The 20,840-nt window shown below is 44.4% G+C and carries 13 protein-coding genes and 2 tRNA genes; 12 read left to right on the top strand and 3 right to left on the bottom strand.

Features of this window, described 5'->3' with window-relative positions; genetic code table 11:
- Positions 1 to 69: 69 nt before the first annotated feature.
- The 6 genes from AACU32_RS29060 (at position 70) to AACU32_RS29035 (ending at position 12,729) form a co-directional block, all read left to right on the top strand.
- Positions 70 to 6,438, top strand: coding sequence for a DUF4347 domain-containing protein (locus tag AACU32_RS29060; protein ID WP_339378353.1), 6,369 nt, complete (start codon positions 70 to 72; stop codon positions 6,436 to 6,438).
- A gap of 410 nt (positions 6,439 to 6,848) precedes the next feature.
- Entirely contained in the window at positions 6,849 to 7,499 is a 651-nt protein-coding gene (locus tag AACU32_RS29055) for a sugar transferase (RefSeq protein ID WP_096604821.1), read from the top strand.
- Between the two features lie 701 nt (positions 7,500 to 8,200).
- Positions 8,201 to 9,640 (top strand): 15-cis-phytoene desaturase, encoded by a 1,440-nt coding sequence (gene pds / locus AACU32_RS29050; protein ID WP_096604819.1) that lies wholly within the window; start codon positions 8,201 to 8,203, stop codon positions 9,638 to 9,640.
- Positions 9,624 to 10,556 carry a 15-cis-phytoene synthase CrtB gene (gene crtB, locus AACU32_RS29045; protein WP_096604818.1) on the top strand — a complete coding sequence of 311 codons (933 nt, stop codon included), beginning with the start codon at positions 9,624 to 9,626 and terminating at the stop codon, positions 10,554 to 10,556. The genes pds and crtB overlap by 17 nt, the downstream gene beginning before the upstream one ends.
- A 119-nt stretch (positions 10,557 to 10,675) precedes the next feature.
- Positions 10,676 to 10,767 (top strand) — tRNA-Ser (locus AACU32_RS29040).
- A gap of 633 nt (positions 10,768 to 11,400) precedes the next feature.
- Positions 11,401 to 12,729 carry an ABC transporter substrate-binding protein gene (locus AACU32_RS29035; RefSeq protein WP_096604816.1) on the top strand — a complete coding sequence of 443 codons (1,329 nt, stop codon included), beginning with the start codon at positions 11,401 to 11,403 and terminating at the stop codon, positions 12,727 to 12,729.
- A 170-nt stretch (positions 12,730 to 12,899) separates the two neighbouring features.
- Here AACU32_RS29035 and AACU32_RS29030 read toward each other — a convergent pair whose 3' ends face one another.
- Complete coding sequence (locus tag AACU32_RS29030) at positions 12,900 to 13,712, bottom strand: hypothetical protein (RefSeq protein WP_096604814.1); 813 nt, start codon at positions 13,710 to 13,712, stop codon at positions 12,900 to 12,902.
- Positions 13,713 to 14,063: 351 nt separating this feature from the next.
- Positions 14,064 to 15,008 (bottom strand): serine hydrolase, encoded by a 945-nt coding sequence (locus tag AACU32_RS29025; RefSeq protein WP_096604812.1) that lies wholly within the window; start codon positions 15,006 to 15,008, stop codon positions 14,064 to 14,066.
- A 22-nt stretch (positions 15,009 to 15,030) separates the two neighbouring features.
- Between AACU32_RS29025 and AACU32_RS29020 the strand changes: the two genes are divergently transcribed.
- Genes AACU32_RS29020 through AACU32_RS29010 form a run of 3 tightly spaced genes read left to right on the top strand, consistent with a single transcriptional unit; the run spans position 15,031 to position 18,033 of the window.
- Positions 15,031 to 15,744, top strand: a complete 714-nt coding sequence (locus tag AACU32_RS29020; RefSeq protein ID WP_096604810.1) for a C40 family peptidase — start codon at positions 15,031 to 15,033, stop codon at positions 15,742 to 15,744.
- Positions 15,741 to 16,754: a glycosyltransferase family 2 protein gene (locus AACU32_RS29015; protein ID WP_096604808.1), complete on the top strand. Its 1,014-nt coding sequence runs from the start codon at positions 15,741 to 15,743 to the stop codon at positions 16,752 to 16,754. Before AACU32_RS29020 ends, AACU32_RS29015 begins: the two co-directional genes overlap by 4 nt.
- 46 nt (positions 16,755 to 16,800) lie before the next feature.
- Positions 16,801 to 18,033 (top strand): MFS transporter, encoded by a 1,233-nt coding sequence (locus AACU32_RS29010; RefSeq protein WP_096604806.1) that lies wholly within the window; start codon positions 16,801 to 16,803, stop codon positions 18,031 to 18,033.
- 48 nt (positions 18,034 to 18,081) lie between these two features.
- On the opposite strand, the gene AACU32_RS29005 is transcribed toward AACU32_RS29010, so the two are convergent.
- Positions 18,082 to 18,155: transfer RNA gene (locus AACU32_RS29005), tRNA-Arg, on the bottom strand.
- A gap of 37 nt (positions 18,156 to 18,192) precedes the next feature.
- On the opposite strand from AACU32_RS29005, the gene moaC reads away from it, so the two are divergent.
- The 3 genes from moaC to AACU32_RS28990 all read left to right on the top strand — a co-directional run bounded on the left by moaC (position 18,193) and on the right by AACU32_RS28990 (position 20,768).
- Positions 18,193 to 18,717, top strand: coding sequence for a cyclic pyranopterin monophosphate synthase MoaC (moaC, locus tag AACU32_RS29000; protein WP_096604804.1), 525 nt, complete (start codon positions 18,193 to 18,195; stop codon positions 18,715 to 18,717).
- Between the two features lie 420 nt (positions 18,718 to 19,137).
- Positions 19,138 to 20,337, top strand: a complete 1,200-nt coding sequence (locus AACU32_RS28995) for a GAF domain-containing protein (protein ID WP_096604802.1) — start codon at positions 19,138 to 19,140, stop codon at positions 20,335 to 20,337.
- Positions 20,334 to 20,768, top strand: a complete 435-nt coding sequence (locus AACU32_RS28990) for a response regulator (RefSeq protein WP_096604800.1) — start codon at positions 20,334 to 20,336, stop codon at positions 20,766 to 20,768. The genes AACU32_RS28995 and AACU32_RS28990 overlap by 4 nt, the downstream gene beginning before the upstream one ends.
- The last annotated feature ends 72 nt before the right edge of the window (positions 20,769 to 20,840 follow it).

Raw genomic sequence — 20,840 nt, 5'->3', positions numbered from 1 at the left:
TTTAAGTTTTCTTTCAAGAAACCGCTTTACCCAACTCACAGATTAAGAGTCTCAAAGGGAAATCACTATTTGGGGAGTACTGATCTGCTTGGGCGTGAAATTGTCTTTGTTGATGCTGGTGTAGAGAGCTATGAAAGCCTGATAAATGGGGTACGTTCTGCGATTACTGATGTTGTTCGTCTTGACCCAACTCAGGATGGAGTAGGGCAAATCAGTAAAAAGTTAAGACAGCTCAATCATGTATCCGCAATTCACATAGTGTCTCATGGGCAGCCAGGAAAGTTATTGCTTGGCTCATCTGAACTCAGTTTAGAAACTCTCGAATGCGATCGCGATCGCATTCACAGCTGGTCTAATGCATTACTACCGCAAGCCGACATCCTCCTGTATGGCTGTAACTTAGCAGCTACACCATCAGGTTTAAAGCTGATTGCACAAATTAGCCAGCTAACAGGTGCTAATGTCGCCGCTGCCACTACTCCTGTCGGTAGCAGTGCTTTAGGTGGCAAATGGGAATTAGATGCAGTTATTGGCAAGATAAAATCGGCATTGGCATTTCAACCAGCAGTGATGGCAGCCTATAGCGGTGTGTTGGACGCGAAGGCATTTTTAAAGATTGATCCACCGGGGAATGGTATTAACTCCAGCACCTTCAGCAGTGGTAGTTTGCAACTAACCAATAACTCCACCACAGGGCAAAAGATTAAACGGATCTTAATAGATACCAGCACAGCCTTATTGCCCGATATTGTGTTTGACCCCTTTGGAACTGCGGGAGATACCATTGACAAACCATTCACTGCTGATAGCAATCCTGGTGTTGGCACTATCACCACCAATTACCTCACTCCTAAAGATGGCGGTTACTTTGGTTTAGAACTGCTGTTCACAGATTTTGGTGCAGGCAAAACCTTAACTTTCTCCATTGACATCGACCCAACCAGCACCAAGGGAACAGGTGCTCCAGGCCCGCAAGAGTCTGCCAGTGTTTCTGGTTTTGAGCTGATTGGCGCTAACGTCATTGTAGAGTTTGACGACAACACTACATTAACTGGGCAACTCTACCGAGTTCCAGACAGTGTTGATGGTTCCCAAGTCACACTCCAACTCAATCAACTTGCAAAGCCCACCATTGAGATTCTAGGTGTTTCTTCACAGCAGGCGATCGTAGAATCTGCATCTCAAACAGTTCGAGTCACTGGTACTGCTGGTTCTCAGGTTTCATTGCTGGTTGCTGGAGCAGCCATGTTTACGAAAAGTGATGGCACAGCCTTTGATATTGACCCCTTTGAAGCCAATAGTGTCACCGGTGTTAATGAGATCACTGCTACTATCGGTGCTTCCGGTTCTGTAGATATTCCCATCACCCTCACTACACTTAGTAGTCAGAACGGTTACAAAGGGTACAACTATATTACCGCTGCCATTAAAAATGCTGATGGCACCACAGGCCCCGTCTCAAAACCACAGGTTCTACAACTGAATCTGCCCTCAACACCGACTCAAACCATTATTGAAGCTGAAGCCTTTGTTCTCAACGGCGGCTTCAGGAAGGAAACCCTGACAGGTGCTGGAGCCTCTGGTGGTCAAGGTATTAGCTTTATCGGCGGGGCAAGTGCGGAAACAGGTACAGCATACTTTGACTTCAACGGTGCAGCCAGTCAGTATGACATATACGTCTCCTACTGGGATGAAAATGATGGCAATGGCAGTTTAGAACTCTCCGTTAATGGAGCAGTGTTAAATACCCTAACCTTGAACCAGAGTCCAGGGGGAAGTACTGCTACCACCACCAATAAGAAAGAAACCAAGATTGCAAGTGGAGTCTCCTTACAAGCAGGATCTCGGATTCAACTCAAGGGCGTTGAAGATAACGGTGAAGCTGTACGAACAGACTTTATCAGGTTGGTGCCATCTTCTGGTTCGCCTGCCAACACGGCTCCGACCTCCTCTGGTATTGCTAATGTCTCGGTGGTTCAGGATGCTCCTGACACGGTCATCGACCTCTTTGCTGCCTTCAGCGATGCCCAAGACCCAGATACTGCTCTGATCTACAAGGTTTTAGGAAACACCAACTCAGCTTTGTTTGAAGCTACTCCTAGTATTAACCCCGCTACTGGGAAGTTGACGTTGAACTATGCACCAACTGCCACTGGTACTTCTCAACTGACGGTGCAAGCCACTGACACAGGTGGTTTGTCTACAACTACAAACTTTACAGTCAACGTCTCTCCAACACCACCCGCCAACACGGCTCCGACTACCTCTGGTATCGCTAATGTATCAGTGGTTCAGGATGCTCCTGATACGGTTATCGACCTCTTTGCTGCCTTCAGCGATGCCCAAGACCCAGATACTGCTCTGATCTACAAGGTTTTAGGAAACACCAACTCAGCTTTGTTTGAAGCTACTCCTAGTATTAACCCCACCACTGGGAAGTTGACGTTGAACTATGCACCGACTGCCACAGGTACTTCTCAACTAACGGTGCAAGCCACCGATACTGGTGGTCTGTCTACAACTGCAAACTTTACAGTCAACGTCTCTCCCCTATCTACTCCCGGACAGACCATTATTGAAGCTGAGTCTTTTGTTCTCAGTGGCTTCAGGACAGAAAACCTCTCTACTTCTACTACTGGAGCTTCTGGTGGTAAAGGCATTAGCTTTATCAATGGGGCAGCTAATGAAACAGGTACGGCATACGTTGACTTCGCTGGGGCTGTCGGTCAATATGACATTTACGTCTCATACTGGGATGAAACTGATGGTAATGCCAAGCTAGAACTTTCCGTAAATGGAAACCTGTTGAACACCCTGAACTTCAACCAGAGTCCTGGGGGAAGTACTGCCAACACCACCAATAAGAAAGAAGTCAAGCTGGCTGGTGCAGTCTCTTTACAAGCAGGATCTCGAATTCAACTCAAAGGCTTTGAAGATAACGGTGAAGCTGTACGGACAGACTACATCAAGTTGGTTCCTGTTTCCGGAACGCCTACTAACACGGCACCCACGAGTGCAGGGATTGCCAATGTTTCAGTTGTGCAAAATGCTCCTGATACGGTCATCAACTTGTTTGATGTCTTCAACGATGCTCAAGACTCGGATACTGCTCTCACCTATAGCGTTGTTAGCAATACCAATGCAGGGCTGTTTGAGGTCGCTCCTAGCATCAACCCCACCACTGGGAAATTGACCCTCAACTACTCACCTACTGCAACAGGTTCCTCACAACTCACGGTAAGAGCGACGGATACAGGCGGTCTTTCCACTAATACTAACTTCACTGTTAATGTAGGTACTCCTCCTGCTAATACAGCACCAACAACTTCGGGCATTGCTAATATCACAGTTACGCAGAATGCTCCGGATACCGTCATCAACTTGTTTGATGTCTTCGCTGATGCTCAAGATCCTGATACCGCTTTGACCTACAGTGTTGTTGGCAATACTAACGCAGGGTTGTTTGAAGTGAATCCCAGTATTGACCCCACAACTGGGAAGTTGACGCTGAACTACTCACCCACTGCAACAGGTAGCTCACAGATTACGGTGCAAGCGAAGGACACAGGTGGACTTTCTACTAACACTAACTTCACGGTTAACGTTACTCCACCCCTGCCTACATCCGGTGATATTGTGTATGAAGCAGAGAATATGACTCTGACTGGCTACCGCGTAGAAACCTCATCTGGGATCGGAGCATACGGTGGTAAGTTAATTACCTTTGTCAACGGCGGAACTAATGAAACGGGGACAGCCTACGTTGACTACAACGGTCCTGCGGGTGAGTATGACCTAAAACTGGCATTCTGGGATGAAAGTGACGGTAACGCTAAGTTTGAAGTCTACGTTAACGGGACTCTGAAGGGCACGGTTAACTCCAATCAAAGTCCAGGAGGAACGACCGCTACGCTCAACAACAAGCGGGAAGTCAGGGCAGTAGAAAATCTCGTTTTGAAACCAGGCGATCGCATTCAAATCAAAGGCTTTGAAGATTCGGGAGATGCAGCACGCTTAGACTACATCCGCCTCACACAAGACAAATCAATTCGGATCAATACGGGAACAGGTACGAATTCGCCCAATACCGCTGCTCTTTACACTGATACGACTGGGCGCGTATGGGATCGGGATGCCTTCTCCCTGGGCGGTTACGTTAGTGCAGTTGCCAGCAGCACTGAGATCTTTAAGACCACTGATGATGCACTTTATCAGAATGTGCGAACCGGTAAGGATTTGTCGTACCAAATTCCCGTTGAAGAAGGTGCTTACACACTCAAACTGCATTTTGTGGAACCGACGAAGACGAACTATGCTCAACGGGTGTTTGATGTCAAGGTGGAAGGCGATCTGGTTCTAGATGACCTGGATATTTTTGAGGAATCCAAAAATGCCTTCTTCCCAGGTAACAACTCTGCTCTGGTGAAGACGATCGACCAGCCCTTCTTTGTCAGTGATGGTTTCCTCAATATTGACCTGAATGCCAGCGTAGATAATGCGGCGATCGCCGCCATTGAGGTACTACCTCTCGAAGGCCCAGCGGTCATTGTCAAACAAACCGATGGCGGTACTCAGGTAAACGAAGCAGGAGGCAATGACACCTACTCATTAGTCCTGAATACGAAGCCTACAGCCAATGTAACGATCGCTCTGCAAACCGGCGATCAGCTCTCTACCACTACGCCCAAAGTCACCTTTACACCCGATAACTGGGATACTCCGCAGACTGTCACGGTAAAAGCTGTGAATGACACAGCCGCTGAGGGGGTTCATTACGCTACGATTACCCACACAGTTAGCAGCAGTGACAGTGATTACAACAATGCTCCTGTGCGATCGCTACCTGTGACGGTTCTAGATGATGATGTCGTGGCAATCAGCTTCACCAAGAAGATTGTTGACATCACCAGCGCCAATGATCCCAGTATCACCGCTGACGATAATTTGCCTAACGTTTCTAATCCCACTGTGGGCGCATGGGGTCCAGATGGTAGGCTCTATGTAGGCTTCTATGATGGGTCGATTCGGGCTTACACCTTCGATGACAATTACAATGTCAAAGCAATTCAGGCAATCAACACCATCAAGGGGCAGTACAATGCTCAAATTTTAGGTATCGCCTTCAACCCTTATGATAAGGAACCTAAAATTTATGTCTCCCACAGTAAGCTTTACGCTAATGGCGGCGGTACATTTCCATCAACCGAACTCTCTCCTTACAGTGGACAGGTGTCTGTCCTGTCAGGTGCTAACTTCTCTACCCAGACACCGTTAATTACTGGAATTGGTGTATCCAACCACGATCATGGTGTCAATGGCTTAGAGTTTGATAACGATGGCAATCTTTACATTACGGTAGGTAGTAATACCAATGCGGGGATTACCGCCGATGAAATTGGTGGTGTACCTGAGTCTCCATTCACGGCGGCAATGCTGAAGGCAGAGATTACCAAGTCCAACTTCAATGGCAAAATTCAGTACAAGGTGCCTGCGGGAAGTATTGTGCCGACATCCTACCCAGATGGTTATACTCCCCCTGCTGGAGAAACGATTGGTGCCGAAGATCACCAATTGAATGGCGGAGTTGCCGATGTTGTACCTGGGGTTGATGTTTCAGTTTATGCTAGCGGTCTACGCAACTCGTTTGACCTGGTTTACACAACCAAAGGTAAACTCTATGCCACTGATAACGGTGCTAACGCTGGATTTGGGGACTTCTCGACCTCAAAAAACACCCAGCAACCGATGGGAAGTGGCTCAGCCGATGAGTTAAACCTAATTACTGAAGGAGCTTACTACGGTAGCCCCAACCGTAACCGAGGACGTACTGACGATCGCCAGAACGTTTACTATAAAGCCGATGTACCAAGCATTCCTGGGGTTTACACAGCTCCCATCTCGACGATGACCGCTTCAACCAACGGCATCACCGAGTACCGCGCAACCACCTTCAACGGACAACTGCGAGGTAATTTGCTCGCTCAAGACTGGAACGGACCTGTCTACCGATTCAGAATGTCAGACGATGGCACGCAGGTAACGCAAAAAGATACGCTGACGGGAGTTTTAGATGGGTTGGATTTACTCACTGGACCTGGTGGCGTACTTGTGAGCGTCGATTTGAGCGACAATGCGATCGCCGTTGCCACTCCCAATGATGCAGGTGCAGTTGGTTTAACTGTGTATGATGTCTTCCCCTGGCGCGCTCCAGCAACAAGCGGACAATCCTTCGTCCTCGGTGGGGATAACTTTGGTACTCTCGCCGACACCACAGTGAAGGTAGGTGGAGTAGCAGCACAACTGTCATATGTCTCTGACAATAGAATTAAGGGAATTTTGCCCACATTAACTCCAACTGGTGGAGATCTCTTGGATATTACAGTTAGCTCTGCTGGTCAAACCTATACTCTCACAGATGCATTTCTTCCCCTTGGTTGAGGGTAAATCTGTTGATTTTTGAGTGGATTAGGCATTGATAATGTTGGTTCATCTAACACTTGGATATGCCTACCACTCCATAGGTACTTTGTAGAAGTTGATTAAGAGGGCAGAAAGCTAAAAAAATGTTCTACAGCTATTTTTACGTATTTAATTCACTGTTTGTAGAAATAGCTGTAACTTATCTAAGTTCGGGTTTTGACATTCGATAAAATTTAAGACTAATAAATTTAAAATTTGCTGGTCTTGAATTGGAATGATTTAAATAATTGCTAACTTTAAAGCCGTGATGGGTAGCGTATAGATAATTACTTTCATCTACTCTTAAAAGTTATTTAACTGCTAAAAGCAGTACAGGAATCGCCAGCGTAATTAACAAAATTTTACTTACTATCTTTCCTAGAAAATCAATGCAGGTTCATCTTCCAGAAATTTATAATTTTCAACAACGGGTGCATCCTTCGGCTACCTGTCAAGTTAAACGACTAATAGATATTGTTGGTGCTTTAATTGGGTTAGTGATGACAGCAGTACTCACAATACCAATAGCGATCGCAATTAAACTCGATAATCCAGGCCCGGTTTTTTACAGTCAGATTCGTTGTGGTTTAAACGGTAACACCTTCCGCATCTGGAAGTTCCGAACCATGCTAGTTAATGCTGACCAAATCAAGCATTTAGTGCAAAATCAGGCTAAAGGAAATATTTTTAAGAATCACAAAGATCCGCGTGTTACTCGTATTGGTTCTTTCTTACGCCGCACTAGCTTAGACGAATTACCACAATTCTGGAATGTGTTACAGGGTGATATGAGCCTGGTGGGTACTCGTCCGCCCACAGTAGATGAAGTCATGAAATATGAGCCTCATCACTTCAAACGCTTGCTGGTAAAGCCAGGAATGACAGGTGAATGGCAGGTCAATGGACGTTCTAAAATAGAAGATTTTGAAGATATAGTCAAGTTGGATCTGGCTTATCAGTTTAAATGGTCTATCATTTATGATTTGCAGCTAATTATCAAAACAATTTTGGTAGTACTTAATCGTAATGGCGCTTACTAAGCTATTCTACTTTTAAGTTGCACAATCCATCGTCAGGGCTGTTGACTGATGACCGAATTTTAGATTTTAAATTTTAAATTTTGGATTGAAGATTCAAAATTTAAAGAATCTAAACGGGTGACAAGCCCCCGAATTAAAACGCGAGAATAAATCCACGCATCCAAAATCCACAATTTTTAATTAAAGAAAGAGCATTCATGCATGGGGTTAATCTAAAATCCACGCATCCAAAATCCAAAATTGTTTGACTGTCAACGGTTAACAGTCAACAGTTAACAGCGATATTTTCCCCGAAAAATCTCTTTTCCCAAGCAAAAATTTTATGATTGACAAATAGCCCGTCAAGTGGTATTTGATTTCTAAAAAACTGTGCCCTAAGTGTAATTGTGGTTCAAAACCAGAAAACCGACTGTAAAGGACAGTTTAGTGATTTTTTTGACTTCGTGTAGACCTGAGACTTCAGGAAAAAGAGTGAACTTTTGCCTGGAAGTAAGAAAATCTCAGACTCTGATGGGCAATAATGAAAAAATAGAGGCTTAGCTCTGCTAAACCTCTATTTTTGATGCGCTTCTAGACATGGCGCAGAGTATTTAAAAGTTTTTTATCAAAGCGATCGCACAAAGGCTGCTAAATGTAACAGATTGCAACGTATAATGAAAACGACAAAACGATTAAGAAATATTGAAGAGCAGTAGGGTTAAATGCGAGTAGCGATCGCGGGAGCGGGTCTAGCAGGACTTTCCTGCGCAAAATATCTCACAGACGCGGGTCACACTCCCATCGTCTTGGAACGCCGAGACGTACTCGGAGGTAAAGTGGCAGCGTGGCAAGACGCTGACGGAGACTGGTACGAAACAGGTCTGCACATATTTTTTGGGGCATACCCCAATATTTTGCAGCTATTCAAAGAATTGGGGATTGAAGATCGTTTACAGTGGAAAGAACACACCATGATCTTCAACCAGCCCGAGGCCCCAGGTACATACAGCCGTTTTGATTTTCCAGATTTGCCAGCGCCCTTAAATGGGATTGTGGCAATCTTGAGAAACAACGATATGCTCACCTGGCCAGAAAAGATTCGTTTTGGCCTTGGCTTATTACCAGCAATGGTGCAAGGGCAAAAATACGTAGAGGAAATGGACAAGTACTCTTGGACGGAATGGCTGAAAAAGCAAAATATTCCTTTAAGAGTAGAAAAAGAAGTTTTTATTGCCATGTCTAAGGCATTAAACTTCATTGGCCCAGAAGAAATCTCTGCTACTATCCTCCTAACAGCCCTCAATCGCTTCCTGCAAGAAAAGAAAGGCTCAACGATGGCTTTCTTAGATGGTTCACCAACTGAGCGATTGTGTCAGCCGATAGTAGATTACATCACCGAACGCGGTGGGGAAGTTAGATTAAATGCCCCTTTAAAAGAAATTTTGCTCAACGGAGATGGTACCGTGAGCGGATTCTTAATGCGGGGATTAAATGGGGCAGAAGACGAAGTGTTAACGGCTGATTTGTATGTATCTGCCATGCCCGTTGACCCGTTCAAGGTAATGCTACCAGCACCGTGGAAGCAAATGGAATTTTTCCAGCAGCTAGATGGGCTGGAAGGAGTCCCAGTAATTAACCTCCATCTCTGGTTTGATCGCAAACTTACAGAAATTGACCACTTACTATTTTCGCGATCGCCCCTCCTCAGCGTTTATGCTGATATGAGCAATACCTGCCGTGGATATGCTAATCCCGAGCGCTCAATGCTGGAATTAGTTCTAGCACCGGCGAAAGATTGGATCGCCAAATCCGATGCGGAAATTGTCGATGCAACCCTTGCCGAACTAGAAAAACTCTTCCCCGATCACTTTGGCGGAGACAATCCAGCAAAGTTGCTGAAATCTCATGTGGTGAAAACGCCGCGTTCAGTTTACAAAGCGACTCCAGGTCGTCAACAGCACCGTCCCTCGCAGAAAACCCCCATTGCCAACTTCTATCTCACTGGAGATTACACCATGCAACGCTATTTAGCCAGTATGGAAGGGGCCGTACTTTCTGGTAAGCTGACAGCGCAGGCGATCTCACAAGCAATCCCGGTGGCAAATGCCTCAAACCCGCAAACGCTCACCCGATCGCCCGCAACGAATGCTGCAACTGCCTGATTCACCCCCGCGCATGAAAACGCTGGTCTCTGTAGACGATTCCTACAAACTTTGTCGGCAACTCATAGCCAAGTATTCCGCAACTTTTTACCTCAGCACTTTGCTCCTGAGTAAAGAAAAGCGTCCCGCTGTTTGGGCAATTTATGCTTGGTGTCGCCGTACAGATGAGCTGGTAGATGGCCCTGCATCTGCTATGACTACGCCAGAAACCCTAGATCTATGGGAGAAGCAGCTAGAATCAATTTTTGCTGGACAGCCAGTAGAAAATTTTGATGTTGCTTTAGCAGATACAATTCAACGCTTTCCGGTGGACATTCAACCCTTTAGGGATATGATTGCCGGTCAGCGCATGGATTTATACCGCAGTCGCTACGAAACTTTTGAGGAATTATACCTCTACTGTTACCGCGTCGCTGGCACTGTAGGATTGATGTCCACAGCAATCATGGGGTTGGAGAATAATAGAAATACAGCTCCTTGGTATCGTGAACAACAGCCCTATATTCCCGTCAAAGAAGAAATTGCCTTGGGAATTGCCAAGCAACTCACCAATATCTTGAGAGACGTTGGCGAAGATGCGCGCCGAGGGAGAATTTACATTCCTTTAGAAGACTTAGCAAGATTTAACTACACCGAGGAAGACTTATTTAAGGGTGTAGTAGACGATCGCTGGCGTTCCTTAATGGATTTCCAAATTAGACGAGCCAGAGAATTCTACAGCAAGGCAGAAAGAGGAATTTCCTACCTCTGTGCTGATGCTCGTTGGCCTGTTTGGGCAGCGTTAATGCATTACAGCCAAATTTTAAATGTCATTGAACGCAATGATTATAATGTTTTCACTCAACGTGCCTACGTCCCGCAGTGGAAAAAATTGCGTACTCTACCACTGGCTTGGATGCGATCGCAAGTCCTATGAGGATTAGTCAATAGTCAATAGTCAATAGTTAACGCCCAATGACTAATGACTAATGACTAATGACTAAAAAGTATTTGACTTTCCTCAATGTGTCTGCTACTATTAATATTCGTGACCGAGGAGAGGTGGCTGAGTGGTCGAAAGCGGCAGATTGCTAATCTGTTGTACGGCAGGCAACTCCGTACCGAGGGTTCGAATCCCTCCCTCTCCGTTTTTCGACCTAATTTAAAAAAAGTGATGAAATTAAGTTTTCATCACTTTTTTTGTTGTTAAGCAATATCAGCCGTATTTGACGATAGTAATATCAATTTTAAATAAGCCAGCATAAACCTGTTTAATGACTTTCAAAGAAGAAAAATAAAAACCAATTTTTCCAATGTAGATGGTGCAACAATTTGAGGGTTGATTTCTTCAGGAATAGCCAATTAAAAAATGTCCTACCATCGAAGCAAATCCTTTGATTATTGAATTGGTGTTCTACAACCGGGGACTTCCAAAAAATAAATTATGCCCTGAAAAATAATGATTATCATTTTGAATAACTGTATATTTTATTTCCTGGCAATTTTTGAAACAGTAATCCCCAGGAACAGCTTTGCTCATGGGTAGAGAGCTTTAAAAAACTTAACTTCATCAGTTTCTTCATCAATTGGCAATAATAATTTTTGAACCTCTATAAAAATACGTCTTTAGACGTAGGTATTAATGTTGGCATAATTACGTCTATATCTTCAGGAGGATGATATTATTTATCCTTTGGAGTCTGTTAAGATCTACCTAACCGGAAAATATAGTTAGAATCTGACTTTCAGACTCCTAAAGAATAGAGGAGTGGAAGTAATTTATGCACAGAATTAGTACTGCCTTAGCCTTGAGTGTGGCTACCCTAGCAACTGGGTTCTTTTTAGGGGCTTGTAGTGAGACCCCTACTAAACCAGATACAACAGCTAACTCTCCAGGTTCTGCTACCCCAGCAGCTAACTCAACTACCGCAGCTAGCAGCGCTAAGGGATTAAAGATTGGCTCACTGTTACCAACAACTGGGGACTTAGCGTCTATCGGACAGCAGATGGTGGGTTCAGTTCCCTTGCTGGTTGACACAGTTAATGCTTGTGGTGGCGTTAATGGTGAACCAGTAACCTTAGTAGCAGTAGACGACCAAACAGATCCAAAAGCTGGTGCTGCGGGTATGACTAAACTGGCGACTTTAGATAAGGTGGCTGGTGTAGTGGGTTCTTTTGCAAGTAGCGTTTCTACTGCGGCTATTTCAGTGGCTACACCGAATAAAGTGATGCTGGTTTCTCCTGGTAGTACCAGTCCTGTATTTACACAAAAGGCTCAAAAAGGTGACTTTAAAGGCTTTTGGGCGCGGACTGCACCCCCAGATACCTACCAAGCACTAGCTTTAGCTCAACTTGCTAAGAAAAAAGGATTTAAGCGCGTTTCTACTGTAGTGATTAACAATGACTACGGCGTTGGTTTTGAAAAAGCATTTGTAGAAACTTTTGAAAAATTGGGTGGAACTATAGTTAATAAAGATAAACCCATCCGCTATGACCCGAAAGCGCAGACATTTGATACCGAAGCAGGTGCGGCTTTTGCGGGGAAACCAGATGCTGTACTGGCGGTACTTTACGCTGAGACAGGTAGTTTATTCCTCAAAGCTGCTTACCAGCAAGGCTTGACTAAAGGAGTGCAAATTCTTCTGACAGATGGTGTGAAAGCGCCTACTTTCCCTGATCAAGTCGGTAAAGGTAGTGACGGTAAATATATTTTAAGTGGCGCGATCGGTACAGTACCCGGTTCTGATGGCAAAGCCTTAGAAAGTTTCAACAAGCTATGGAAAGAGAAAAAAGGCGGTTCTCCAGGAGAATATGCGCCTCAAGCTTGGGACGCAGCAGCATTGTTGGTATTAGCTGCGCAAGCTGCTAAGGAAAATTCAGGTGTTGGTATCGCCAGTAAAATCCGGGAAGTTGCTGCTGGGACAGGGACAGAAGTTACCGATGTCTGTGAGGGGTTAAAATTACTGAAAGAAGGTAAAACAATTAACTATCAAGGAGCCAGTGGCAACGTAGATGTTGACGCTAATGGCGATGTAGTTGGTGTTTATGATGTTTGGACTGTGGGAGATGATGGCAAAATCAAGGTGATTGACAAGGTTAGTCCTAAATAGGGACTAGGGGCTAGGGGCTAGTGGTCTAGGAGATTGATTTCGTAGTCAGGACTTTAGTCCTGCATTAAACAAGCACGTTTTGTGCTTACTACTAAATTGATCAAAATTAATAAAACGCACCACTATTGGTGCGTTTCATTAGTTATTAAGTTTGTAGTCAGGACTTTGATTTAGAAGCCGCTGAAGTTATAACCAACTCCTACCAACAAACCAATATCGGTATTCTCAAAAAAGCCAGCATTGACACCAATAGTACCAGTAAATTTGGAAGTTAAGGGCACATCAATACCACCGGATAATAAAAAGGCTGCTTCAGAATTATCGCCGGTTTTAATGGCTGCACCAACTCCAACGTAAGGCGCAATTGGTAAGGGTTCGCTAAATGGGTCTGCTGCCTGCTGGAAGGAAAAATCATAGGTTATGGGCAGTAAAATCGTGGTATTGTCTCCTAATACTGCTGCTGGTCGGACTGATATAGCATTTGTCAGTCCAATTTTGCTAATGACGGCAAAGTTACCATCACCTAAAGCTGAGTCACTACCACTCAAACCAATGTTACCAGCAAGCCCAAGATAGCTTCTACCACCACGAGTTGGTCTACCTGGATCGATATCTGCTTGCGCCACTGTTGTAGCAGCACTTTGAGAAGTAGATTCGGTGGGAGTCGATTCTGGGTTCTGGGTTGCAAACCCAGCTGCTGTGGTCTGCACTGTACCTGGAACAGGTGTAACTATGCGACTAGCAATTTCTTGGGTCGCAGCGTTAGGGAAAAGTTCCTTCGCTGTCAAATTTTCAGTTTCAGTAGGGAGTTGTTGGCTGTTAGGAGACTCTGTTGTGGAAGTCGCACTTAACTGCTGACTACCTAAAGTATCTACAGTATCTGCTGTTTGGGCTACACTAGGTAAGCCAGTAGTAGCTAAGATGGCGATCGCTGCTAAATTGGACAGCCAAAAACCACTTTTACGAACAATAATAGTATTCACATTCACTCCTTACACAATATTGCCACACATAAATCAAGGTTTTTTGATGTTGTCTCAAGAAATCTTGACATCATTCAACCATTTAACACGAAAATTTTCATTATTACATCCTGTATTTGACGGAATTACCTAAGTAGTCTTCATTCTCGGCTGACACGAAGACGGATGAAAATTTTTTGTCAATAGTCATTTGTCAATAGTCATTTGTCATTAGTCATTTGTTATTTGTTTTTCCCCATCTCCCCTAGCCACACATGAAAATTTCTCTTGGACAGTCTCAGCGCCGCTATTTTCCAGTCAGGTCGGCGCAATGAAAATACTGGCGAAGGTTCCCTGAAAAACTCGCTAAAGTTACGATTGTAAACTGCCGACCGCTTCGGCAATTAGCTTGGAGACAAATGGTAAAATCGCCCTGTTTTTAGCGTTGGTTTTGCCTTCAGTAAACAATACTAAAAGGTAGGGATGGCGATCGCGGATTTCAATGTAAGCTGCATCATGACGTACCTGACTTGTCCACCCTGCTTTTGACCAAATTTGGGCATCTTGGGGTAGTCCACCGCCTAAAAAGCCTGTTACTTGGTCTTCTTCAACACCAGTAGGTAAATCATCGCGATTGAGACTCCGTTTGAGCAAGGCCATCATGGCTTGCGATCGCGCGCTGGAAACCGCAACTCCCCCAACTATACTATGTAACAATCGGGCGATCGCATTTGTTGTCAGCATATTGCGATTTTCTAGCATTTCCCCATAAAATTCCCTTTCTCTCCCATAAGGGCCATCGCCCCAGGTTTTTTGGCAAACATTAATTGTGTCCATTTCTTCCCAGCCTAAAGACTGAAAATAGCGGTTGACAAAATTGCGCTGGGATTTCCAAGTTTCAAAAGGGCCGGGAGGTAATTCTGGGCCGGATGTAGTGCCGGTTAAAACATCGACAACTAAGCTGGTAGCATCATTGCTAGAATCGACAATCATATCGTGCATAGCTCTGTCCAAATCCTTGGAAGCTTGCACCATTGCTTTTTCTAACCATTCATGCATGGCTACCAGATAAAATAATTTTACCACACTTGCTGGGTAAATTCGCTCTACACCGCGATAAGTAAAACCACGCACAGCATGGTTCCAAAAAGCATCTGGAGTTAATGCCCCACCAGTATTTACTAGTACAGGCGGATCGTAGACAATCCAAGTCAGAGCAATTTGATTTCGGGCTAATGTGGGAAATGCAGCCCAAGTTGCTTCTAAAATACTTGACCCCAGATTTTCGAGTTGTTCGTCTTTACGGAAAAACATCATTTTTAGCTATTAACCTTGCAGAATGGTCTCTAATTTAAAATCCTCAATCCAAAATCTCAAATCGGCTGAGTACAATTGTCTGGCTGACCTAAATTTATATGATTCTCCTGAATGTAGTCGCCTAGCCACTCAGGCGGCTACTGGGCGACATCTTTGGGTAAGCTCAAATTTTCAGGATGCAGCTGTTGAGGTGTATTTGTGTGAAGATGATTATCCTGGGTGGGTATCTCTTGCTGATGTAGGTTTATTACAAAGAGCTACTTTACCTTATCGGGCAGCAATATTATCTGAATCGGAAATTAAGAAACTCCTACCAGGGGCGATCGCTTTTACTCACCAAGCGATGCAACAATCAAATTATTACCTTTGGGGTGGTACGGTGGGGCCAAATTATGATTGTTCGGGATTGATGCAAGCGGCTTTTGTCTCTGTGGGTATATGGTTACCGAGAGATGCTTATCAACAGGAAGCTTTTACGCAAGCAATTGCGATAGCCCAATTAGAACCAGGAGATTTGATATTTTTTGGTACTCCCCAAAAAGCAACTCATGTAGGACTTTATTTGGGTGATGGTTGCTATATCCATAGTTCGGGGAAAGATCAAGGACGCAATGGAATCGGAATTGACCGACTATCGGAACAGGGAGATGAGGTTAGTCAGTCATATTATCAGCAGCTGCGCGGTGCTGGCAGAGTTGTTAAGAGTTATGAACCTCAGGGACGCAAAGAAATATGAATAGTGGGTTGGTTTCTGCAAGGACGGATGGGGAAAATGGGGCGATTTTAGGAATTGTCCCCGATGTTTCCGTGGTGGTGCCTGTACGTGATGAAGTGGAAAGTTTGCCATTATTATTAGAGGCGATCGCTTCTTGTTTGAATGCCAATCAGTTGACTTATGAAATCATCTGTGTTGATGATGGTTCTAGCGATGGTTCTGCGGAATTTCTTAAGGAACAAGCACAAACCCGCAATGATTTAAAAGCGGTAATTTTGCGGCGAAACTACGGACAAACTGCGGCGATGGCTGCGGGGTTTAACTATGCTTTGGGTCAGATTATCGTCACTTTGGATGCCGATTTGCAAAATGACCCAGCTGATATACCCATATTATTAACCAAACTAGAAGAAGGCTACGATTTGGTCAGTGGTTGGCGACATAAACGCCAAGATGCAGCTTTATCCCGTTTACTTCCTTCTAAAATAGCCAATTGGCTGATTGGTATGATCACGGGAGTGAAATTACATGACTATGGCTGTTCTCTCAAAGCATATCGTGCCGAAGTTTTGGCAGATATGAATCTTTACGGGGAACTGCATCGCTTTTTACCAGCTTTAGCCTACATTGAAGGGGCAAGAATTACCGAAATTCCTGTGCGTCACCATCCCCGGCGTTTTGGTCAAAGCAAGTATGGGTTATCCCGGACTTTCCGGGTGATGATGGATTTGTTAACAATTTCTTTTATGAAAAAGTTCCTGACAAAACCCATGCATGTTTTTGGGCTGTTAGGCTTAATTTCTATGCTTATAGGGACAATAATTGGGATTTACTTAACTTTTGTCAAATTAGCTTGGGGTCAAATGATTGGTAATCGCCCATTGCTGATTTTAGCCGTTCTATTACTAGTAACAGGCGTGCAATTATTTAGTTTTGGTCTGTTAGCAGAGTTATTGATGCGTACTTACCATGAATCCCAAGGAAGACCGATTTATCGGGTGCGGGAAGTGATAGCCAAAAATGTTAAGTAACGTAACAATAAGAGAAAAACACAATTAGTATTTAAGTGCATCTACCTTGAAAGTCTTTGAGAATTTCGACTCGCAACTAAGACGTACCCTGCTGGCTTTGTTTACAGCAGGGTTATTATTCTGGTCTAGCTTGACTGCTTTATTACCAACGCTACCACTTTACATAGAAGATTTAGGTGCAACCAAGCAACAAATTGGTATTGTGCTGGGTAGTTTTGCGATTGGGATGTTACTATTTCGCTCCGGATTTGGACTATTAGCAGATAGAAAGGGACGGAAAATAGTCTTACTAATTGGGATGCTGGTAAATGCGATCGCACCCCTTGGTTACATAATAGTGCAATCAATACCTGGCTTAATGGCAGTGCGTGCTTTTCATGGTATTAGTATCGCTGCTTTTACTACAGGTTTCTTAGCATTAGTAGCAGATTTAGCACCCGAAAAAAATCGCGGTGAAATCATGGGCTACATGAGTCTGGTAACGCCGATTGGTGCAGCTATTGGCCCAGCTATCGGGGGATATTTACAAGCCGCGAGTGGTTACACGCTGTTATTTTTGTTATCTACGGGATTGTCTGTAATGGGTTTGTTGTGTCTTATACCTATTGTCAATCCCCCAATTCACAAACAGCAACAGGTTAATAGTAATGATGGTAAATTTTGGCAATTGTTATTTAGTCCTAGGGTAAGAGTCCTGGCCACAATCATGCTGATGATTGGCTTGGCTTTTGGGACTTTGCACACCTTTGTACCTTTATTTATCAAAGCAACTAAAGTCAATTTAAACCCAGGCTTGTTTTACACAGTTGGGGCACTTGCGAGTTTTAGCGTCCGATTTTTTACTGGTAAAGCTAGCGATCGCTATGGTCGAGGTTTGTTTATTACCCTCAGCCTGGTTGTTTATGCTCTGGCGATGATTTTACTCTGGAAAGCTAGCACTGCGAATGTTTTCTTAATAGCTGGGACTTTAGAAGGGGCTGGTTCTGGTATCCTCATGCCGATGATTTCTACTGTAGTCGCAGATCGGGCGCTACCACAAGAAAGGGGAAGGACATTTTCTCTCTGTATTATGGGCTTAGATATCGGAATTGCGATCGCCGGGCCTGTTGTCGGTTCCGTGGCTGAACAAGTTGGCTACCGCAATATGTTTGGTTTTTGCGCTGGTTTAACTGTTCTGGCGCTGCTGATTTTTCTCACCCAGTGTAACAACAATATCCCTGATTCCCTACGCTTTGCCTTAGGTCGTGGCAAAGATGTTTATTCACTCAATCAATCTTGATATACAACAAGAGACGCAATTTTGATTGCGTCTCTCACATTTATTGAACGGGCGAGGAGGGATTCGAACCCCCGACACCGTGGTCCGTAGCCACGTGCTCTAGTCCACTGAGCTACACGCCCCTGTCAGAAACTTATATTAGCACCTGCTCTAAGAATTATGCAAGACAATTTTTCATCTAATTTTGCCAACCTCTCCCATCTTGATCAGCAAGGACAGGCGCAGATGGTGGATGTGTCACAAAAAGCACCCACTGTTCGCCAAGCTGTAGCTGCTGCTCAAGTGCGAATGTTACCAGAAACTTTTGCCGCCATTCAAGCCGGGAATGCGCCCAAAGGCGATGTTTTAGGAACTGCCAGAATCGCCGGCATTATGGCAGCTAAACAGACAGCGAATTTAATACCCTTGTGTCATCCACTACCATTGCAGAAGGTTGAAGTTGAGGTGATAGCCGATGCCCAACTTCCAGGCTATCAAATTCAGGCCACTGTGAAAACCAAAGCGGAAACTGGGGTAGAAATGGAAGCTTTAACTGCGGTTTCGGTTGCAGCTTTGACTTTATACGATATGGCAAAAGCTTTAGAAAAATCGATGCAAATTGAATCCATTCGCTTAATTAGCAAAACTGGCGGGAAATCTGGAGATTATAGCAGTTATCACTTGGATCAAAACGTAGACTTGTAGCGGTCGATATGACATACAGCGTATTTCAGGTAAATGAGGTACACCGGTAGGGGCACGGCACTGCCCATTGGTGTCAACTTAAGTTCAAAGGCTTATCCCACAAGCATTTTACCCCACCCCTCAATCCCCTCCCCTTGGCAAGGGGAGGGGAGGTTTTGCGTCAGCAAAGCCGGGGTGGGGTAACGCGGATCTTGATGGTAGGTGAAGGAATTCACGCATCACGTCTTCATAAGGGTTTCACGTTAAGTTGACACGTATGGGCACTGCCGTGCCCTGACAATTATCAGTACCTCACCAACTTGCAATCTGCTGTATTTTCTTGGATTAATCAGCAAGAGAATGTTAAAATAGTAGACTTAAAAAAAATCCCCAGAAAAAAACGTGAGATAAAGCAGATAATTGTAAATTGAGATAAAAGCCATGTCCTCTGTAACTAGGAATGCTGTTGAAGCAGGACGGGTATATAAATCAACAGGTGCAATTCCTGTAAATCTATTGCGATCGCCAATTTATCATGCCTGGGAGCGATCGCACCTCCAAGGATCAAACCCCTACGCTCTCCAAGCAGAAAAACTCTCAAGCTTAGATACAGAACGCTTGGTAGAGCAACATAGTTCTCTAATTAATGCCACACGTACGTATTCGAGAATATTATCGCAGGCGGCAGGATCTGATCGTCACGCAGTCATGTTAAGCGATCGCAACGCCGTTGTGCTAGATGTCGTCGGCGACGAGCAGACTGTACATGGGCCAGAACCTTTTCCTGGCCCTGGTTCCCTACTTTCGGAAGGTGTGGCGGGAGCCAATGGGATTGGTACACCCCTAGCAGCAGCAGATTATGTCGAAATCGTCGCCGCCGAGCATTTTATTGAGGGTTTTCATCCCTTTACCTGTCAAGGAATTCCGCTTAGGAACGACAAACAAGAAATTATTGGCGTATTTAGTATCTCGCTGCGCCGTCCAGACGCAGGACAACGCCTCAAAGAGATATTGAAGTGTGCAACCAATGGTATTGAAGCAGAATTTGTCATCGCCAAAATCGAACAAGATGTTCGCCGGATACTCAATGCTCATCCTGAAGACTACCAACCACTAGAAGAACTGCGTCAGGATATTATCCAAGCCCATCAAGCAGCACGCTTAAAGCTGGAAGTTGGCTCTCGTATGGTAGCTAGTAATCGCTTAGATTACGCAATGCAAATACTGCGACAGGCCGACAAATCAATTCAAATATTTCGCCGTCGTGCTGAAGTTTGGCAGAGTTTGGCATCATTTGAGATAGGTACAGTTCAACCTGTATCCCTGACTGACAGTATTCGCGATTTAGTGGATCTGCTATCAACTGAAGCCTCAATCCGTAAACTAGAAGTTGTCACATTCTGGGAACAAGAGCCGATTAAAGTTGTGGCTGATTCCAGAAGTCTGTTACGCAAGCTGTTTCGTTATTTTTTACTAGCTTTTGAGAGTGCAGGTAAAGGTGGCAGAGTAGAAGTATTAGTGTATATGCTAGATTCTGAGTCTGTACAAGTAAGTTTTATACCAAATTCCGGATTAAATCTTGACCAATCAGAATTGACCCAGTACACTTTTTCTCTACCGATAGCTAATAAGAATTTATGAATAACAACAGTTTAGTGAAGCGCAAAGTGTTGATTGCAGACGATGACAATGATAGTCGAGAGATACTAGCTTTTTTACTTGAGGATGAAGGCTGGGAAGTAACAGAAGCACGGAATGGCAGAGAAGCTTTAGACACAATCGTTAATAATCGCCCTGACTTATTAATTTTAGATAATCGGATGCCAGAACTAACAGGAGCCGAAGTTTATCAGTCTCTCCAGGCACAAGGCATCAATCTAGCAGTAGTCTTCGCTACAGCCTACGGTCATATAGAGGAATTAGCCTCATCCTTGGGGATTGCGTATTTTATCAATAAACCCTATGACATCACAGAATTATTAACAACTATAGAGTCTGCTTACGAACATTTTCCACTTGCAAAAATCTGCCCAGATCAAAATGCACTTGATTCCAGTGGGGGGTTTGATTGAATCAGCAATCAATCCCGATGTTTATGGCTGCTAGCAGTCAGTGAAGGAAAAATTGATACCACAATACAGTTT

This window comes from Calothrix sp. NIES-2100 (assembly GCF_963875285.1).
In the GTDB taxonomy this organism is placed as follows: domain Bacteria; phylum Cyanobacteriota; class Cyanobacteriia; order Cyanobacteriales; family Nostocaceae; genus Aulosira.
Note: the sequence above shows the minus strand (reverse complement) of the source record. Positions and strands in the feature narration are given on the sequence as shown.